Origin of the sequence: Flavicella sediminum, from assembly GCF_006381105.1 — a bacterium.
In the GTDB taxonomy this organism is placed as follows: domain Bacteria; phylum Bacteroidota; class Bacteroidia; order Flavobacteriales; family Flavobacteriaceae; genus Flavicella; species Flavicella sediminum.
Genome location: NZ_VDET01000002.1, coordinates 361250 through 382046 on the forward strand (window position 1 = coordinate 361250; position 20797 = coordinate 382046).

Genomic DNA, 20797 nt, shown 5'->3' on the forward strand with positions numbered 1-20797 from the left:
TCAAGTCTAGACTTATAATCCTATAAATATAGTCTTGAATAACGACACAACAGTCATGAACTGTGATGACGCATTTAAAGATTTTATATTATTCACCCTTAAAATTAAATTTAATTGGCGTTGAATAGATTCCGGGTCTATTAAATTCATCCCACACACGTAACTTCCAAAAATAATCATGGTTAGATACGTAGGCATCACGATTATAAAAAACACTTTGAGTGCTTTTACTGTGAATTTTTTTACTATCCCAAACATCACCAATTCCATTTATGCACTTTTCTTTTGAAGAAGACACTACTATTTGGTATGCTGATTGCTCATTTGGTTCTTTTGAATAGAACCAATCAAAAACCGTATTTTCATTTATTTTTAAACTGCAATTTTTCGGAACCAACACCGTTGAATCTTTGTATTTCTCAATTAAGCTATTGCACTTTTGTCGTAATTTTTTTAAAGTATCTTGATAGTCTGGATTTTCAGCAAGATTCTGAAGCTCATTCTGATCCTTTTCTAAATGATATAATTCTTCTATTGTTTTATCTTCAACATATCTAAAATATTTCCACTTATCGGTTCGTACTCCCTCACTCGCCGCTATATTTTCAAACTCCCAAATATGTTCTATTAAAACGGTATCCCTAAGCTTGCTAGTTACCTGTTTACTTTCAATCAGTTTTTTTAAACTTTTACCATGCCAGGTTTTTGGTTGTTCCAAACCAGCATAGTCTAGTATTGTTGAAGGAATATCGATATTCAAAGCCATATCCTCAATATCCTTATGCTCCTTATTTCGTGGATCAAAAATAACAAGTGGGACTTTGATGGAATTTTCATACATCAGCCATTTCCCTGCAATTTGTCTTTCACCTAGAAAAAAACCATTATCTCCCATTAATACAATAATAGTATTATCTGCTATGCCTTTCTTTACTAGTTCTTTTCTTATTTTTCCTATTTCATTGTCTACTCCAGCAATCATTCTATAATAGCCTTTCACACTGTGTTGATATTTTTCAGCTGTGTCGTACCTCCAAAACCATCTTAACCGATTGAATCCATTTTTAACAATTTGTGGTAATTTATCATAATATGTGTCACTAGAATTTCTTGCAGGTGGAATCGTCGCATTTGCTAAAACATGGTCATTTTCCTTTTGCCAAAAATATTGTTCTTTTGAATTATCACTTGCATGTGGTGCACTAAAACTCAATTGTAAACAAAAAGGCTTATCCGTTGGAGCTTCTTTAATAAACGTTATTCCTTTTTCTCCAGTATACCTTGTTAAATGAACTGTATCCTTGCCTAATGTTTTGTAATAATAACTGGTAATATCTTTTCGATCATAGCGTAAATCATAGTTTTCATATTTATGATATAACGAATCTAACCCATTATATTTTACACCAAATTTCCCATACATTCCTGTATAATAGCCCGACTCTTTTAATAGTTTAGGAAAGGCATTTTTCATAAATGCTCCTTTTATGCTATTTGAACTAAAACTATATCGATGCGTGCGTTCATACAAGCCCGTAAAAATACTTGCTCTACTAGCGGAACAAATTGGAGTAGTAGCAATGGCATTTTTAAAAAAAACTCCCTGCTTGGCCAACTTATCCATTTCTGGTGTATACGCTAAATTATTACCTGTGTATCCAAGAGCATCAGAGCGTTGATCATCTGTTAGTATAAAAATAATGTTAGGCTTGCTAGCAACTATTTGTTTGGCATTTGGAGTTTTATTACAACTAAGAACTACCAAGAATATACAAATAGAAACTGCAAACTTATATAGCTTAAAATATTTTAACAGGATGTATTTCATTGATGCTCGTATTAATTAAAAAACAACGATAAGTCGTTCCTAACAAAGTAAATTAATAGTCGCGTAATAACTCTCCTGAACAGTACTGACAGATTAAGAAAACACTTATAATCCCATGGATAAAACGGTATTTATTAAGCAGATTCTCTATCAATATAATTAAAAGGTGCTCTAATCTTCTTCTTGGTTTTATTGAAAATCATACTAGCAGCTTCTTTGCCCATTGCATCAAAATCTGCCGAGACAACAGTAATTCCTAAGAGTTGCTTTAAAGAAGTATCGTTATAAGAAATTACCCCTATATTTTGACCCATTTGATAATCAGATCCTCTAATCTGCTTCACTAGCGTAACCAAGTCACTTTCTTCAATAGTGATATACAAACTACCTTCTTCCAAAACCATGTCGTCTGAAGCTTCATTACGAACTTCAAAATCAAAGCCATTACATCCACAAAACTTCATAAAACCTTTTAAAATTCCAGCTGGGTATGGATAAAAAGCGGTTTTAGGATAAAATAGCACCAACTTTTTGTATTTTGATATTTTACACAATGCCGATTCTAAGGACGCATATATATCTTTTTCAAAATCTTGATACACTTCAATAAAATCACCATTTAATTCATGCTGATTATTATCTAATAACACCAAATTATCCTGTGGAATTTTACTAATAGCAAGCCTTGCTTTTTCTGTTAAATTCATATGCGATAAATTTTCAGATCTAAAATGAGGCATGATGACATAATAGTCATATTCCGATTTGTATTTATTTATTAGCTCTAAAAACAAAGCTTCATCACAATGATAACTATGCAAATCAATATGCGCATTGTCTCCCAATTCCTTTAAAAAAGAATTATAGATTTGCATTTTATACGTGCTAAATTTATTGACTAAAAACAAAACATTTAGCTTACTAACCGTATGTGTTTTTGCCACATAGGTTCCTTTCCCGTGGATAGAAACAATAACCTTTCGTTTCTTCAAAACATTATAGGCTCTTTCCACCGTATCTCTAGAAAGATAAAATTCTTCACTTAATCTGTTTATGGATGGGATTTTATCACCTATACGAGTGTTTCCATTAGAAATATTATGCATGATCGAGTCAATAATCTGTATGTACTTTGGCACCCTAGAATTTACATCCAATCTAATTTGGTCTATCATAATAGTTAAGTTTTAGTTTCAAACAAATATAGAAGAAGTGCTCAAACCAAAAGTCTTAAATAGGGTAACGAAAAATTCAAATCCAGTAAAAACAAGGCCTTTAGACTTATAAAACAAGAACTTAAACAAAACAAAAGACTACTTATTCCTAAATCCCCCCCCCCTGTACAGAAACCTAGACAAGCCTTTTTAAAGAGGGAATTTATAATTTAAGTACTAAAACTAAGTCGTAAATTTAAAGAGCATAAAGCAATCCCAAACAATATATTTAGAATTTTAAATCTATATTTTTTTTATTTTCCGAAAACAGCATTACTTATTAGCGCCTTATAAATTCACAATTTTGAATTCATATTTTTCAAATGAAAACGAAGAAACTAACGTATTCATTTTGATTACGCTCCCCTTTTTCCCATCCATTCGGGCGGTACTTTTTAACTCAAACCAGCCTGTGTATTTATGTGGATTTGGATTTGTATACTTACCGTAAGCCTCTACACCCACTTTGGTTAGCGTTCGTTTAGGATCTCCTTTTAAATCACTTCCTTTTTTAACCCAATCAGACGGGACACCGTTAAGCAAGAAGTTCTGTAGCTTATTATGTGATTTTCCATATTTTAGTTTTCTGTATTTAACGACCGTACCGACTGGATACTCCGATTTAAACAAGATGGTTACAGGCTCAGCTTCAATATAATCAAGAGATTTTACGCTATAATTGTATAGTAAAACATCAAATTTATTTTCAAATTCATTTTTCGCAAAAACAGCATCAAGTATGTTGTTTGAAGCGTTCGCACTACCCTTACTCAAAGTCTTATAATGCTGCATTCCTTGCATAGTATTTAAAGTCGAAATTGCTGGAGAATTCTTAGACCCAATTCTATTTCCCCATCTATAAAAGGAATCAAGTCCTTTCTCTTTATTTTTATAAAACAAATTGGAATAAGCCAACTCTACAATTTCTTTATGTGAAGTAGCGCAATTAATAAACCCTCTCATATCCTCACCACTCATGGTTGTAACAGTTGCGTACTCCATTATATCTATCGTTGCATTTGCATTCCATTTTGGATGCTCTACAAGAGGAGCAAAAAACTGATCAAATTTTCCTAACATATCTCTATGCATAGCATTGTTAATAATTACATAATCTGATATCCCCCAAAAATCGTAGCTGAGATTATTATCGTAGCTATACGTAATAAGGTCGTTTGCAAAGGAAGCAAAAGACTCACCTTTATAATTTAACACAGTTCCTTTTTTGTACAAAAAACCAGGAGCTCTTGTATGAACTCCTATTTTTGCAGTAGGTAGAATTGCACGAACTGCTTTTTCCGTATTGGCAAAGTGCTCAATAAAATCTTGTTTTGTACCATACCAATGGTCAGGGGTTTCTATTTCTGACCCTACTCTAAATCTCCATGACAAAACTTTTTGTTTTCCATAGGTATCAACTAGTTTTTTTATCAATGCTTTTATAAAATCATGGTATGCTTGTTTATCCGCTGGAGGTAATGAATTCCCATAATGCGAAATTTCTTCATTCTCTCTAAAATGTACCTTATCACAAGTACCCTCTGGAATAAAAGTATAGCCATATTGAAAAGCCCAAGGTGGCTGATCTAATGCTATTTGAAGAATTTCCGTTTGAGAGTGGACTATTTTATTTAGTCTATTAATAAGCGGCTCCCAATTATAAACATAGGTACTTTTAATGGAATCATAATGACAAGGGTCAAAATCTAAATCTTTTTGAGCAACACCGTTGACCGTTTTTTTTATGCCACCAATCATTCTTACAATATTCATTTTCATCCCTGAACGAATATTGGATCCATTTTCAGGACTGATCCGATTTGCTACGACCCATATATTTTGTAAGCTTGACTTCTTCAAGTCATCATTCGTAAAATCAGTTGAAAGTGTTACTTGCGCCTTGACACTAAGGAAACTTAAACAACAACATAAAATGAATACCTTATAAATAGTATTATAATTCTGTTTTATCAATTGAGAGCTATTTTTTAGTTCGCAAATAAAATTCTTCTAACTGTTTTTTAGTAGGAATAAATTCTTTGCTTTTGACAATAGCTCCAAACATAAGGAAACCTGAGTAATGAAAAGTATGATATAGGGGCACCAAAAATCCTAAAAAACATAAACCACTGGTTTAAAAACACCTAAATCACTATGACTCGAACTTAAACCAATCTAATGCTAGCATTGCTTTATTTGAACCTTTATAAACAAGGAATATATCTTTCACTCCTTTGGAAACAACTATTTTAGATTCCATTTTTTGAAAATGCCCCGAACTATTGGCCTTGCTTAAATCTATCGCACCTAAAAGTTCTCCTTTTACGCTATCCCTTCTTATTTCAAGTACTCCTTTTTCCCCTTTAAAAGAAATATTTGACACAAACTTACTATATGCTTTATCAAAAGTCATATTTGCGAATCGAATTCCATTTTCATTCTTAAAATTTGACAAAGCAAATTCCTTTTCTTGGATCAATTCCTTTTTTAAATCCCCAAATACTTCATAATACCATTCTGCTTCAATTTTATCCCATGACGCATTGTATTGCCCAACCCCATTCTTAAAATGTTGATCTAGAAAAGCTGTATCTGTATGTATTTTTCCATTTGTATCGATATGGCAGTATGAAATAATTGATTCTCTATATTTATACCCAGGCCTAATATAGTAGCACCAAATATGATAAAACTGACCTTTCCAATTAAAAAAACTTCCGTGGGCAAATTCATTTAAATGATGGCCATTTCCTAAAGCTCCGACACATTTATAGGGCCCATATATATTTTTCGACGTAGCATAATCTCTTCCCCAACTTAAATAATAAGTATCCTTATTTTTAAACAGATAACTTTTATCCATCCATTCTGGAGCACTGTTCCATTCTTCTCCAACAATAGAAATTGTTTTTGCTTGCTCAGATAAAGACATCATATCATCCTGTAACTTAGCCAAACGAAAACCACCTCCTTCTTTGTCTCCATACAAAATATAGGCTGTCTTATTTTTATCCGAATCTATAAAAACAGTTGGATCATGCATTGGAGAAACGAGTGCTTTGCCTAATTTATCAACAAAAGGTCCAACAGGAGATGTAGCTGACATCACTCCAACGCCTCTTTTCTTATCTGAAAAATAAAAATAATATTTCCCGTTTTTACTAGCAGCATCACTTGCCCAACAATCAGAACTACTCGCATCCATATAATTATCTTTTGGACGAATGGTCGTTCTATGTTTCCAATCAATCAAGTCTGTTGTTGAAAACACACGCCAATCCTTCATTATCCATAACTTATCGTTTGGCGAAGCATCATGACCACTATACAAATAAATAGTATCCTTAAAAACTCTTATATGTGGATCTGAAATACCACTGTTATCAATAATAGGATTTTGTCCGATGGCACAAAAAACAAAAACATGAACTAGAAGAAATGTTACAATTTTTTTTGGTGTCTTTTTCATGAATTAATTTTTGTTAAATAAAACAAGCTTGCTGTTCATATGATTGAATAAACGAGTTTCAATAATACAAAAAGAAATCTTTGTTTTCATCAGTATCTTATCGCCATAAAAAGTTATGCAGCCTTAAAATAAAAACTTACTTCTCTAAGGATTTTAACAATATTGATTTCACATCCTTAACTTCACCTTGCCGCAAACCTCCATTAGTTGCCCCTGTAATCCAATAAAGAACCATACCAGCATCTGAACAATCCCATTTTCCTTTTTGAAACTTAACAACATTATCAATTTCTGCCATTTTCCCCATCAACCAAATAAATTGAATACGGGAATCTGAATGATCCATTGCCCAATTCCATTGAGACTCCTCAACCTTAAGTTTGATATTCTGATCAGGAATTCGAACTTCTTCTATTCCAAAATCTAAAATATCTTGCCATTTATAAAAATCTCCAGCATTGTCATTTGCTGGATGATGTGTGATTATTTTCACATATTTACGTTTCTCTTCAGAACTTGCTGCCAAGGCAAAACCGATAATATCAGGTTCTCCTGCTTCTACAATCCATAGTGGATCCTTTTCAGTAGACATTTCAATAGCCTTTCTCAAATCTTTAATGGTTTGATCTGTTTGCCATTTGGCATCTAAAAAGGTTATATGCTCAAACCCTCCCCATCTTCTTGCAGTCCCATCACAGGCAGTCTGCATCATCGCATGTCTTTCTTTCTCAGCTGCTGCTGAAATTCTATGCAACACCACCAAATCACAACTATGAGAATAGTGAACCAAACGGTCTTCTAACCCCGCTGCTCTTAATAAAGCTAGCGAAACAGCTGTTCCTCCCAAATCATCTGGATCTGGCGAATTCCCATCAGCTACAATAGCAATTCTTCCCAAAGGAGCTTTGATAGCTTGTGAATGAATAGCAAAGGAAATCGTGAATGCAATTGCTAAAAATAAAGTATGTTTTCTCATCTCAAATTTTTTATTATTTATTTGTATTTACAAAAGGACGCAGCTACTAAAACCATTCGTCATTCTCTCAATTCGGCGACTTTAATTTCTATCGTTTTACATGACTTATACCCAATTCGATGACATTTCACCAGTACAATCATTTCCTCATTTGCAGAAAATGGCTCTTGGTAAACACTCCACGTCTTAGGAAATTGACCTTCTTTGGATTTTATTTTGTATCCTATAGAAGCTCCTTCCGTAGTACATTTTATTGAAATTTCACCATTTAAATAGGCTATATGCGGTTCTGAAGTAACCGGCTTGTTTTCGTGCCCATCCCAAAGCTTACTTATAAGTTTGTCTTCGGGATAATTAGGAACATCCTCTATCGATGTTAACCAACGATCCATTTCTTCTCTTAACTCTTTAAGCTTACCAAAATATTCAGGATGATCCGCTAAATTATGTAACTCAAAAGGGTCCTTCTCACAATCAAACAATTCCTCTTTCGGTTTCTTTGCTCTAAACCATTGCATTTGAATCGCATTTAATTTTCTAGCATCACGTAAGCGCAATAATTCTTGCATAGAAGGGATTTTTTCTCTGTACGCAAGCGGTAAATAATAGCCTTGTTCTGGTCTGTAGTTTCTAATATATTTAAATCTATCATCTCTAACAGCTCTAATCGCATCTGTCACTTCATCAAAACGATCTGCAGCCGCATGAATATATTTCCGATTCGTTTTTGCAGTATATTCTCCAAGAAAGGCTTGCCCTTGCATATACTTAGGAGCTTCCACTCCTATTAAAGAAAGTAAGCTTGGGGCAAAATCTATAAAACTAATGAGCTGCTCATCTTTTTTACCGGCTTCAAGTTTATTTGGATATCTTACAATCATTGGTGTATTTAACCCTGAGTCATATATTAAACGTTTTTCTCTAGGAAGCGGACCTCCATGATCTCCATAAAAGAAAATAATGGTATTCTCTAACAAACCATCCTCTTCCAATTGCCTTAACACCATACCAAGTTGTTTGTCCATTTCACAAATATTGTTGTATAATTTCCACATGTCTCGCTGGGTTATCTCATTGTCTATAAGATAGGGTGGAATTTCAAATTTTGTGGTTTTAGGTATATGAATCGGTGTTTCCGCTTCTAAAGTTCTGTTTTTAGCATCAGGTAATCCATTCTGTTTCCAGTTGTAATTTCTATCACCCGCATGATAATATCTAGTTTCTATTTGTCTAAACCCATAAGGCTCAAACAAACCAGATTCGTGTGTTTCCGTAAAATTAAAAACAGAGAAAAACGGCTGCCCCTCTTTTCTATTGCGCCAATGTGCATACGGACTACTTTCGTCCCAAGCCGTAACTGGGGCTTTAAACTGATAATCTTCCTTATAATTATTTGAACAGTAGTAACCATGCATTCGTAATAATTCACTAATCATTTTTACATTGGATGGCGGCACTGCTTCGTAACTTTTTAAACCAGTTTGTTTTGTATTGGAAGTAGTTCTCATATGATTTGCCCCAAAACTTGAAGGATACATACCTGTAGCTATGGCTGCTCTACTTGGAGAACACACCCCAGATGTTGAATACAAATTTGGATAAATTACCCCTTCACGGGCTAATCGACTTAAATTTGGCGTTTTTACTGTTTTATCGCCAAAAGGAGGTATATAGGCCCCCATGTCTTCAGTAACCAACCATAAAATATTAGGCCTTTTTGGTAGTTCCAAAGAAACCTTATCAAATGCCGGCTTATTTTTACAAGCAACTACTAGGAAGCAAGCTGATAAAATTATGGATCTTCTGACCATTACTTTTATATTTATTTTCATCTTTTGGGCTTTTTATTTAAAACGATACTTCTGTTTTGAAATACTTCTTATTCCTTTTTTTTAGCAATGACTACATACATTCTAGCAGCCTCAGGAGCATCTCCATCACAATTTCCTGCCATAACAACACTTTCTCCTTCCGAAACCTCTCGCTTAAACAAAGACATAGTCACATTCCCTAATTTAAAATCATCACCTGTATCAACATATGCCTCTCTTAAAAATTCTGGACGAGGAACTCGATCATCATGCCCAACATACAAAGTCATGTTGGCACCTGCAATAAATTGCAAAAGATCTCTGGCCCAATATTTACTATCTGAATTAGGAACTCTTACATATTCTGAACCTGTTAAATATCGAGGAATAACGGTATAATTATAATTCATATCGGTATAGGCTTTCTTTCCCCAAAACACATTCTTTCTTAAGGTTGCTGGAGCATCTCCAGTATAACTAAATTTCTTAAAAAGCTTGCTTGTATTTGTTACTCCTGGCACATATGGTGGTATGTAGGGCGTATGAGCTGGCAATGGTTCTTCCTTTGCTATTACCTGAAAAGTTTGTGGCATTTCAGTTGTCAATCCCCCTTCTAAACTTACCATATTCGAATTTAAACGAATCGTCGCTTGCTCTATCCCTGGTCGATTTGCCGTAATTGTTACTTGACCAGATTGTAAAAGAGAACGTATAGCAACTCGATTAATACCACATTCGGTATCTAGATACAAATTATTCGTAGAATGCTCTTTTCCACTATTGTATCCTCCACGCCAAATGGCAGGCCCGGAAATAGTAAAATCCACTCTTCCATTATCTAACGGACAGCGTTGTCCGTCTTTGTCTACTACTTCAACATCTATCAATGCGATGTCTGAACCGTCTGCTCGCCATCCTTTAGGCCCTGTTATTGGCGTTAATTTTATTGCAACCGGTTTTCCAATCGTTTTTTTAATTTGAGAAACACGCAAATTATCATCTATCAATCCTTCAGCCTTTAGTTCGCCAGATTTCCATTTCACTTTATCAAATTTATAAACATAACCATTAACGGGTTCTGCATTTACACCTAGCAATTCATTGTTTAAAAACAATTTTACAGAGGAACAATTTGAAATCACATAAACTGACTTTTGTGTATCGTCATCATAATTCCAATGCCCTACTATATGAACTTGAGGCTCTGGTCTCCACATAGATTTTAAGGCATAAAAAGCTTCTTTTGGTAAACGAACACCATCAACCTCTCCACTGGCTCTTGTCACTTCTGTCGGACATCGACCACCATGAGGACCATCGGAAAACACCCAATTAGCCCCACCACTATGGTAAGGTTTTTTTCCCATTTTATTCCACCAATGATCTGCTTGTCGAACCGCAAATTCTTCTGACGTTAATTTATAAGTATTGCGTTTGATATTTGGATGCTTGAAAAAATTAGCATCAGGAGAACTTTTATCCCAAGCTCTACGAGGAGCTTCATCTCTACAATACTCACTTTCTATTATTGGTAAATTTGGATATTCTCCTTCCCATCCTTCTGTACCAATCTCTATGCTCACATATCTCTCAGAACAAGCGGAATTATCAGCTCGCCTATTCCCCATCAATCTTTTCCCATTGGGATCGTAAGTATTAATTACATTCAATATTTCTTCATAATGCGCAGCAGACTCAGCCCAATTACCACCTTCCCAAATAAAAATGGAAGGATGGTTACGGTAATAGACAATCATATCTCTAAAAGCCGCAATACGAATATCCCAAGTTTCGCCTTCATCTTCAGATTCTCCTGCTACACCAGGCATTAAAGTTACAAAACCATACTTATCCCCCATGGCAATCTCAGAAGGAGATCCAGCACAATGTCCCCATCGAATAAAATTCCCACCTGCTTCATCCATTAAATTATAAGTAAAATCTCTTAACCAATCTGGCAAAGCAGCACCAAGGCCTGCCCAACTGTTTGTTGGTTTTTGCCCCCATCCATGTAATTTTGCATATTCTCCATTTATGTGAAAACCTGTATCTTTATTAAATTCAAAACTTCTTATCCCTAAAGGAGTTTCTTGACTATCTAAAACTATATTGTTTTGTTTTACAACCGATACTACCTTATACATATAAGGATAACGCGTATACCAAAGTTTAGGATTGCTTATGGTTATTTGAGTTTCAAAAACAAATTTTTCATTTGCTCCTATGTTATGTGCATCCATTCCTTTTTGTACGATATTCCCTTCACTGTCTACTATAAAAGATTCAAAAACAACATTTTTAATGTCTTTGTACTCATTGTACACTTCTGACTTTACCGTTATAGTTGCACTTTTTTTACTAACATTCTCTGCATATGCATAAGTTCCAACCGTTTTTAAATTATCATACAAGGGTAAAGTTATATGAAGTGGATCCATGGTGTGTAAAAATACATTTCTATAAATCCCACCATGCGTTGGATGCCAATGTTCATGATTCCAAACTAGTGGAAAATTTTTTCTAAAATGATCTGCTCTGTCGTTCTTTACTTTTACGGCAATCACATTTTCTTCTCCAAACTTTATATGAGGAGTTAAATCAAAACCAAACGGTATAAAACCTGTCTGATTTTGGCCTAAGAAAACACCATTTACGTAAACATCCGCTATCTGTCGTACCGATTCAAATTCGATAAAAATTTTCTTTCCATTGGCTGTTTTTGGCAAGGTAAAATGTTTTCTATACCAAACAGTCCCTCTCCATTGATTCGACTCTCCGTCATGATGCCCTAAACTAAAATCATCAAAAGTATCAATATCATTGTAAGTATGTGGACAACTAATAGTAGACCATGCAGCATCGTCGTAATCTTTAACTTGTGCTTTATCTGGATTGTCTTTTACAAATTTCCAATCCAAATTAAAATTATAACGAACTCGATTGCTACTTAAAACCGCTTTATTAGTTTTATTTGTACCACAAGCTATAAAACCTAAACTAAGGACAACTAAATAAAATATATTTGCTATTACTTTACACATACCATTCATCTATAAATTCTTAAAGTGCTATTTATTTTAACACCTTTAAAGTGCTCGTTTTTAAATCTTCTTTTTTAGAGGATGTTCCCAAAGAAATTGTAAACGTGCCAGGTTCCACTACTTTCTTCATTTCTTGATTTAAAATATTTAGTTCGTTAAATCCTAAATTAAAAGTTACTGTTTTTGTTTCGCCTGGATGTAATGTAATACGTTCAAAACCTTTTAGCATTTTAAGGTAACGTCCTACAGAAGCATAATCATCACGTACATACATTTGTACAACCTCATCACCAACTCTGTTTCCTGTGTTCGTTACATCAATAGAAATAGTTGTCGTTCCATTTTTAGCAATCGTTTTGTTTTTCAATTTGGGTGTTCCCAATGAAAACGTTGTATAACTCAATCCGTATCCAAAAGGAAACAGGGCAGATTTATTCGCTTCTTTATACAATCCCTTTCCAGAACCTATGAAATCTGGTCGTTCTAAATAAGTGACAGGAAGCTGACCTACAGATCTTGGAAAAGAAACCGTTAATTTACCACCAGGATTCACATCTCCAAAAATTGCATCTGCGATAGCATCACCAGATCGCATACCCAAATACCAAGTTTCCAATACAGAAGGAATATTTTCAGCAATATAATTAATCGCTAACGGACGTCCGTTAATTAAAACTACGACCACTGGCTTTCCTGTTTTATGAATAGCTTCGACCAAATCATTTTGAACTCCAAATAAATTAAGATCAGAGCGATCTACACCTTCTCCTCCAGTTCTTCTAGAACCACCTACGACTAATACCACGGCATCTGATTTTTTTGCAGCAGAAATAGCCGCAGAGAAACCTGCTTTTGAATTACTTAACAGATCGCATCCTTTTGCATAATTAATTTGAACTTTTCCAGCAAGCTTTTTTGTAATTCCTTCCAAGGCCGAAACATAATAAGGAGGCAATCCTGAATATCCGCCTAATAAGGAATAGGTTCCTTTTTTAGGCTGCTTCTCATGTGCATTGGGCCCTATAATAGCTAATGATTTTATTTTAGACATATCCAACGGCAATAAATTATTGTCATTTTTCAACAAAACCATTGCCTTTTTCGCCATTTCGTAGGCATATTCTTGATGCTCTTTTGTACTTACAACCGTATCTTTTTTAACCGCTTTCAATTCCGAACCAAAAAGCCCTAATTTATGTTTTGCCGTAAGAATTCTGGCTGTTGCTTGATTTACATACTTAACAAGTGCTGGATTTTTTTCTAATGTATCTTTTAATACTGTTGCATGGTAGGTATATAATTCTAAAGGCTTTCCTAAAACCAAATCCATATCTACACCCGCTTTTAATCCTAAAATTGCAGCCTCCGCTCTTGTTTCAGGAATAAAATGCATGGTTTGCAATCGCCCTACATCATTATTATCCGATACTAAAAAACCATCAAAACCGAGTTCTCCTCGTAAAACATCGTTTAACAACCATGAATTCATATGACAAGGCACACCGTTAAAATCCTGATGTCCTGGCATAATACAACCTACTTGAGCTTCTTTTACAGCAGCTTCAAAAGGAGGTAAGAATATTTCTCTTAAACGACGTTCAGACATATCGCTAAAACCTCCATTTATACCTCTTCTATTTTCTGGATACCCAATAAAATGTTTTGCTGTTGTTAAAATATGGTTTTTATCTAAACGCTCAGCACCCATACCTTGCATTCCTTGTATGAATGCCACTCCCATTCTAGAAACCAAATAAGGATCTTCTCCATAAGATTCTTCAACTCTACCATATCTAGCGTCACCTGCAATAACATCTAGGTTAGGCGAATAACAATGTGTAATATTCAACGCACGAGCTTCCAATGCTGTTTGAGCAGCCATTTTTTTTATCAATTCAGGTTCCCATGTAGACCCACATGCTATTGCCTGCGGATACACCGTTACTCCATCATACCACAAGCCATGTAACCCTTCACCAAACTTCATAAAAGGAATTCCCAACCTATCGTTAGCAGGAGCATCTTGCGTCATTTCAGCTATTTTTTCCTCTAAAGTCATCTGTGAAATAAGTCCGTCTACTTTTTTGGCTATCTCAGTGTCTTCTTGACTTTTTACTATTGTATTTCCTTTTTTTGAATTACAACTTAAAATTGAAAAAACAAAAATTCCAATAACTACTAATTTATTCATAAACTTAACTTTAACGATTTCCTAATTTACTTTACTTCAAAATTCCTGATACCCGGAGCAATTTTTATTTTTAAAATGGCTGTATCCTTGGGCCATTTTAATACTATTAATTTTTGCTGCATCTCATCCCAAACAAAACTTGAAGGATCCACATCTTTCGGGCATTTATACACTTCCAATCCTACCTTCTTAATTGGATTGTAAAACAAGACCAAATCTTCATTTATTAGCACGGAAAAACCATCAGGATAATGCCTATTAGCTCCGATAAATATTTTTGACATTCCTTTCGCTTTATCCGTCTTTATCTTTAAATCCAAAGTCCGAGTAGCATGGTTGAATAAAAAAGAATGAATATCTCCGGCAATGGCTTGCGGAAAAGGCCTGGCAATAATGTCTGTAATATATTTTCTCTCTACAGTTCCCGCCGCTTTTTCATCACTAAAAACAGACCAAGTTGAAGGGCCTCCTGGCAAAAAATTTTGCATGCTTCGGTTTCCCAAAAACCAAGCTTTAATTGACCCTACCCCCATTCTATCAAAAACTTCAGCCGTTTTAATATAAAGTTCTCTGTATTCTAATTGACCTAACTTCCCACTGATCAAGGTATCGGTTTTAGCGAAGGTTGGAAACCCCCATTCTCCAATAAGAATTGGAGCTTTTAATATATCGGATTCTTTATCAAAACGATCCATAACGGTTTTTACAAGTTCTTTTTTATCTTGATAAATATGAGGTGCAAACACGATATTTTTTCTATATATTGGCTTTTTTATTTCCGCATATTGATTGTTATCAATGGCTTCCCCTTTGTTCATAAAAACAGACTGAAAGAGTATCAATTTGTTTGGGTTTATTTTTTGACTTTCGTCTATAATTTTTTGATATAAAGGAATAAGGTATTTATTAGTTAACGCTGTATATGAAATTTTCTTGGTTAATTTTCTTGGCTCATTGACTACGTCATATCCTAAAACTGATCTTGTATCAGCATATCTTTTCCAAATAACTTTCCAAGCGTCTATATAGGTTTCGTGCTCTTGTTTTTTATTTTCCCAAAAATCTTCCCAAATAAATTTATCTACCCCATAAACAGTCATTTTAAAAACTGTTTTAATTCCTGCATTTTTCCCTAACGCCACTAGTGAATCTAGTTTTAAAAGATAATTTGATTCTAATTTTCCTCCAGGAAAATAACTTAGCTTACCTAATTCTAAGCGCACAACTTGTGTGTTAGCACCCATCCTAACCATTCTCATATAATCATCGCTATTAAAGAATACTTCTCCTCTTCCATCATTTGTATTCACAACAAACCCTCGGGGAACAATATGCCGACCTACTTCGTCTCTAAGTCCGTGTTTAATTTGGGAAAACCCCATAAAACAGGTACCTAAAAACAGAAAACAAACAATGGTATATTTCATAACAGAATAAATTAAAGAAAACTACTGCAAGATATATTTCGCAACCTTATTCTGTAACCTGTACTGTACCGATAAGTCCTAAAAAAAGAAAAGACCGAAATAAAAATATCTCGATCTTTTCTGAACTACTAAAACAAAACTAACTATTATCTATATCCATTATTTGTTGGATCTGATTCTAATAAGATAGGATTATTTATCAATTCTTGTAAAGGAATAGGCAATTTGACATGCCACGGTTTGATGTTAGCGGCAGGGGTCCAAAATCGATATTCTAAATTAGAAACGACATCTGTTAAAATCCCCCATCTTATCAAGTCATATCTTCTCCAAGCTTCACCAGCTAATTCCCATTTACGTTCATCGTAAATAGCTTCCCTAAACTCCTGTTGTGTTAGTCCTTTAATTGCTTCTGCCTCAACAACGGTAGCATAAGATCGTTCTCTAATTTCTTTGATGTATTCGTAAGCAGCAGTTGGATTACCACCTGGGCGTTCATTTTCACATTCAGCCGCCATTAAATGCACATCTGCTAATCGAAAAACCATTCTATTGTCAGAGTGATTGAAACGAGGAGAAGTATCCAGTGATAAGTTCATAATCTTAGCCATATAAGGAAAATTCAAATCATACCCTAAATAACTATCCATGATATTTAAGGGTCTTCTTAAATCATTTACTGGAAATTTCTCTGCAAAATCCATTGATGCTATTTGCAAACCTGTACCGTTAAACGACTCTCCTCTTGCTGTTAGAGCATCTTTCAATGCGTTTCTATCTGCGGTGTTTTTGGGTTCATCACGTAATCTAGGATTAAACATACTTGGCCTCCAATTTCCATTTCCAAAAACAGGGTTTAAATTACCATCTGCATCAGCTACCCCTTCTTCAAACTGTCCTCTAATATCTTTTGCAAAATCTAAAGACCAAATTATTTCAGAATTGTATTCATTATTAGGATCAAATACAGCTGCATAGGTGGACTGTAAACTATGTGGTGATTGATTGATAATTTCCAAACACTTTGTTAAAGCTTCGTCCCATTTTTTCTGTTGCATTAAAATTTTTGCTTCAATTAATGCTGCTGCCCATTTAGAACCTCTACCGGCTTCACTCCCCGTATATGCCCCTTTTAAATTGGCTTGTGCAAATTGTAAATCTTCTAAAACGGCATCAATTATAATTGCTTCATCAACTCTTCCTAGCGAACTTATTTCTTCAAGAGTAAGCACTTCCGTATAAAAAGGAGCAGCTCCCCATAAATTTGTAATGTGCCAATAACACAATGCTCTTACAAATCTAGCATCAGCAATTATATCGGTTTGTGATACTTGTGAAATAGCTTCATTACCAGTTACTCTTTCAATTATAACATTTGTATTTAAGATTACTCTGTATAAATCTTTCCAAGTATCAGATACACTCATTTTTTGAGTTGACACATCTGCTGAAGCTTCTGTTAACGAATAATTCCCCATTGGCTCGAAGAAATTAGCCGAACGATTTGGTTCAATAATATCGGCTCCATTGTCATAAAAAACATCAAGGCCTACCTGACCATAAATTGAATTGTTTTTTAAAATCGCATAATACCCATTCATAAACTGTCTGGCATCACTTTCTGAAGCAAAAAATGTTTCAGGTGCGATTAAGGCTCTTGGGTCTTCTTCTAAAAAATCTTCACAAGCAAAACAGGTGAAAATTATGAAGGCGTATAAAAATATGTTTTTTGTTCTCATATCTATTCTTTAATTTATAGTTGTTAAAAAGTTACATTTAACCCAAGTGTTAAAACTCTAGGATTTGGATAGGATCCATTATGATAACCTTGTGCAATATTTCCTAAACCTGTTCTTCCAAAATTACTTGCTTCTGGATCAATTAATCTAAAGTTTGAGAATAGTAACAAATTATTACCTGAGAAATAAATTGTGGCATTTTTAATAGAGTCTAAGCCCCATTTATCAACAGGAACGTTGTAAGCCAATTTCAATGTTTTAAGACGAATATGAGATCCATCCTCCACATATTCTGAATTTGGAGGTGTTCCAGTTACGGAATCTCCACCTGCCCTAGGAATGTTTGAAGTTGGATTTTCAGGAGTCCAACGATTTGCTACATCTCCAAATTTGGTTGTTTCACCACGATTAAAATAATGGTTCCGGGTTCTTAAATTAAACACTTCATTCCCTGTAGTTCCTTGAAAGTAGAATGAAAAATCCCAATTTTTATACCGAAGTGTATTTTCAAAACCGAAAATCAAATCTGGTGTGGGGTCGCCTAAAACCACATAATCTTCACTTGAAATAATCCCATCTCCGTTAATATCATCATAGCGTGCTCCTCCGACAACAGTAGGATCTGTAATTCCAGAAGCATCAATTTCATCTTGACTTTTCCATGTTCCTAAATATCGTGCACCTGTAAACACGGGTACTGACTCTCCAACAATTAAGCGAGTATTCCCAGAACCTAAAATCTCATCAACAGTAACGTCTATAAAATCTACATCTCCTAAATCTAAAATCTTATTTTTATTCGCCGATAATGTCAAAGTAGATTTCCATGTGAAATGATCATTGGTCACATTGGTAGAATTTACAAGAAATTCCCATCCTTTATTTTCCAATGAACCTATGTTTTGTAACTGACTTGTAAAGCCTGTTTGTCTAGGAATTGTTACATCTAATAATAAATCTTCCGTTTTTTTGTAGTAGTAATTCAATTCTGTAAATACTCTACCTCCTAAAAATGAAGCTTCCAAAGCAATATCTAAAGAATTTGTAGTTTCCCATTTCAAATTAGGATTTGCCGGTCTACCTAAAGTTAACCCAGGATTTTCAGCCCCACCTAATGTCGTATTCGCTTCTGTCAACAAACCCAATGTTCTATAAGCTCCAATTGCTTGGTTCCCTGATTTACCAAAACTAGCCCTTAGCTTCAAGTCTTTAAATACATCTTGATCTTGCATAAAAGATTCTTCGCTAACCTTCCAAGCCGCTGCTACAGATGGATAAAACTCGAATTTATTTCCTTCTGCAAAAACAGAACTACCGTCACTTCTTCCCACCAAAGTAAATAGATATTTATCTTTAAAAGTATAGTTCAATCTTCCAAAGAATGAAGCAACCTGAAAACCAGAATAATCACTTGATACAACAGATCTACTTGGCTCAGAAAAACCCAAATTATTATACCCCGCAGCATCACTTGTGATACCATAGGCTTCTGCCATGGCACTTTCTGTGTATACTTTTTGAAAAGAAGCACCTGCAAGTGCAGTAATGCTATGATTCTTATTTATATCTGTTTCATACTGAATTGTATTTTCATTGTTCCAACCATTAGTAGCAACAGTTCTAACACTTGCACTACCTCCATCGGTAACGCCAATAGACAGGAAATTTGGTGACTGACTTGAAGTAAACCTGTTCTGTTTGATATTGTTAATTTCCGGACTAAAAGTTGATCTAACAGTCCATTTTGGTGAAGGACTATATTCTAAATAAACCGTTGCCAACAAATTATTAGAAAATGTTTGATTGGTATTTAAGGCAATGTTAGCAATTGGGTTTGAAAACGGAGCTCCAATCACATCATCGAAACCATTATAAGAACCATCTGCATTGTAAATAGGTTGCGTTGGTAAAGTTGCAAAGGCATTTCCAAAACTAGCCAAACCATTGTCTTGCATAATTCTTGAATAATTAACTCTAAATCCTGTTTTTAATTGATCACTAAGTTTATAATCTAAATTGGATCTGAAAATAAATTTTTCAATACCAGAACTTTTCACAAGTCCGTCTTGGTTAAAATAACTTAGTGAATTATAATAATTCACATCATCCGTAGATCCTGATATGGAAACATCCGCATTGTATATTGGTGATGCATCCAATAATAAGTCATACCAATTGTTATTTGGGTAATCTGAAGGATTTCCCGGAAAGGGTTCAGCTGCCGATCTAAAACGAGCACTTTCGTTCGTAAAAGCAATTTGCTCTACCTGTGAAAGCATGTGTGGTAATTCTGGAACCAATTGCATACTTGTATAAAGATTTACGCTTACTTCAGGTTTTCCTGAACCGGCACTTCTACCGTTTTTTGTGGTAACCAAAACCACACCATTGGCACCTCGAGAACCATATATCGCAATAGAAGAGGCATCTTTTAAAATCTCAATAGATTTGATATCATTTGAATTGATATTGTTCAAATTGAAATTTGTCCCTACTACAATACCGTCTATAACCCAAAGAGGCTCATTACTACCAGTAATAGAGTTCCCACCCCTTACTCTTATAACCGTACCTGCTCCAGGTGCACCACTAACTTGAGTTACTTGAACTCCAGAAGCTCTACCTTGCAATGCTTGATCAACTCTGGCTACTGGACTTGATGTAATGTCTTTGGCGCTAACAGAAGATACCGAACCTGTCAAATCAGATTTTTTCTGGGTTCCATAACCAATTACAACAACTTCGTCTAATTGATTATCTGATTCTAATAAAACTCTTAATTTTGATTGGTTTCCTACCAATACTTCCTTTGTTGCGTAACCAACATAGCTAATGACAAGCACACTTTGTGCATTTGCCTTAATTGTAAAATTTCCATCAAAATCGGTACTCGTACCAACAGAAGTTCCTTTTAATTGAACCGTTGCTGCCGGCAGTGGTTGGCCATCGGCAAATACGGTTCCTGAAACCGATTGAGCATTTGAAATTGACACGCATGCCAATACAAAAACAGCATATATCCAAGTTTTCCTAAAACTCAGAAAGGTTTTAATTGTGGTTTTTAATTTCATAAATGTTTAGATATTTAATTGTTAGATATT

At 34.6% G+C, this 20797-nt stretch carries 11 protein-coding genes; all 11 read right to left on the reverse strand.

Going from position 1 to position 20797, the window contains the following annotated elements:
* Window positions 1–88: 88 nt before the first annotated feature.
* The 11 genes from FGM02_RS02285 to FGM02_RS02335 all read right to left on the reverse strand — a co-directional run bounded on the left by FGM02_RS02285 (window position 89) and on the right by FGM02_RS02335 (window position 20767).
* Window positions 89–1828 carry a sulfatase family protein gene (locus FGM02_RS02285; protein ID WP_139956537.1) on the reverse strand — a complete coding sequence of 580 codons (1740 nt, stop codon included), beginning with the start codon at window positions 1826–1828 and terminating at the stop codon, window positions 89–91.
* A 134-nt stretch (window positions 1829–1962) separates the two neighbouring features.
* Window positions 1963–3003 carry a GntR family transcriptional regulator gene (locus FGM02_RS02290; protein WP_139956539.1) on the reverse strand — a complete coding sequence of 347 codons (1041 nt, stop codon included), beginning with the start codon at window positions 3001–3003 and terminating at the stop codon, window positions 1963–1965.
* 327 nt (window positions 3004–3330) lie between these two features.
* Window positions 3331–4902, reverse strand: coding sequence for a GH39 family glycosyl hydrolase (locus tag FGM02_RS02295; RefSeq protein WP_139956541.1), 1572 nt, complete (start codon window positions 4900–4902; stop codon window positions 3331–3333).
* Between the two features lie 292 nt (window positions 4903–5194).
* On the reverse strand, window positions 5195–6511 hold the full coding sequence (locus tag FGM02_RS02300; protein WP_139956543.1) for a family 43 glycosylhydrolase: 1317 nt from the start codon (window positions 6509–6511) through the stop codon (window positions 5195–5197).
* Window positions 6512–6647: 136 nt separating this feature from the next.
* Window positions 6648–7487, reverse strand: coding sequence for a hypothetical protein (locus tag FGM02_RS02305; protein WP_139956545.1), 840 nt, complete (start codon window positions 7485–7487; stop codon window positions 6648–6650).
* Between the two features lie 59 nt (window positions 7488–7546).
* Window positions 7547–9319, reverse strand: coding sequence for a sulfatase family protein (locus tag FGM02_RS02310; protein ID WP_243739337.1), 1773 nt, complete (start codon window positions 9317–9319; stop codon window positions 7547–7549).
* A gap of 47 nt (window positions 9320–9366) precedes the next feature.
* Entirely contained in the window at window positions 9367–12339 is a 2973-nt protein-coding gene (locus FGM02_RS02315; protein WP_166461116.1) for a sugar-binding domain-containing protein, read from the reverse strand.
* 31 nt (window positions 12340–12370) lie between these two features.
* Window positions 12371–14530 carry a beta-xylosidase gene (locus FGM02_RS02320; RefSeq protein ID WP_139956549.1) on the reverse strand — a complete coding sequence of 720 codons (2160 nt, stop codon included), beginning with the start codon at window positions 14528–14530 and terminating at the stop codon, window positions 12371–12373.
* Between the two features lie 26 nt (window positions 14531–14556).
* Window positions 14557–15957 carry a cellulase family glycosylhydrolase gene (locus tag FGM02_RS02325; RefSeq protein ID WP_139956551.1) on the reverse strand — a complete coding sequence of 467 codons (1401 nt, stop codon included), beginning with the start codon at window positions 15955–15957 and terminating at the stop codon, window positions 14557–14559.
* A gap of 146 nt (window positions 15958–16103) precedes the next feature.
* Window positions 16104–17696: a RagB/SusD family nutrient uptake outer membrane protein gene (locus FGM02_RS02330; protein ID WP_139956553.1), complete on the reverse strand. Its 1593-nt coding sequence runs from the start codon at window positions 17694–17696 to the stop codon at window positions 16104–16106.
* 23 nt (window positions 17697–17719) lie between these two features.
* Window positions 17720–20767 (reverse strand): SusC/RagA family TonB-linked outer membrane protein, encoded by a 3048-nt coding sequence (locus tag FGM02_RS02335; protein ID WP_243739338.1) that lies wholly within the window; start codon window positions 20765–20767, stop codon window positions 17720–17722.
* Between the last annotated feature and the right edge of the window lie 30 nt (window positions 20768–20797).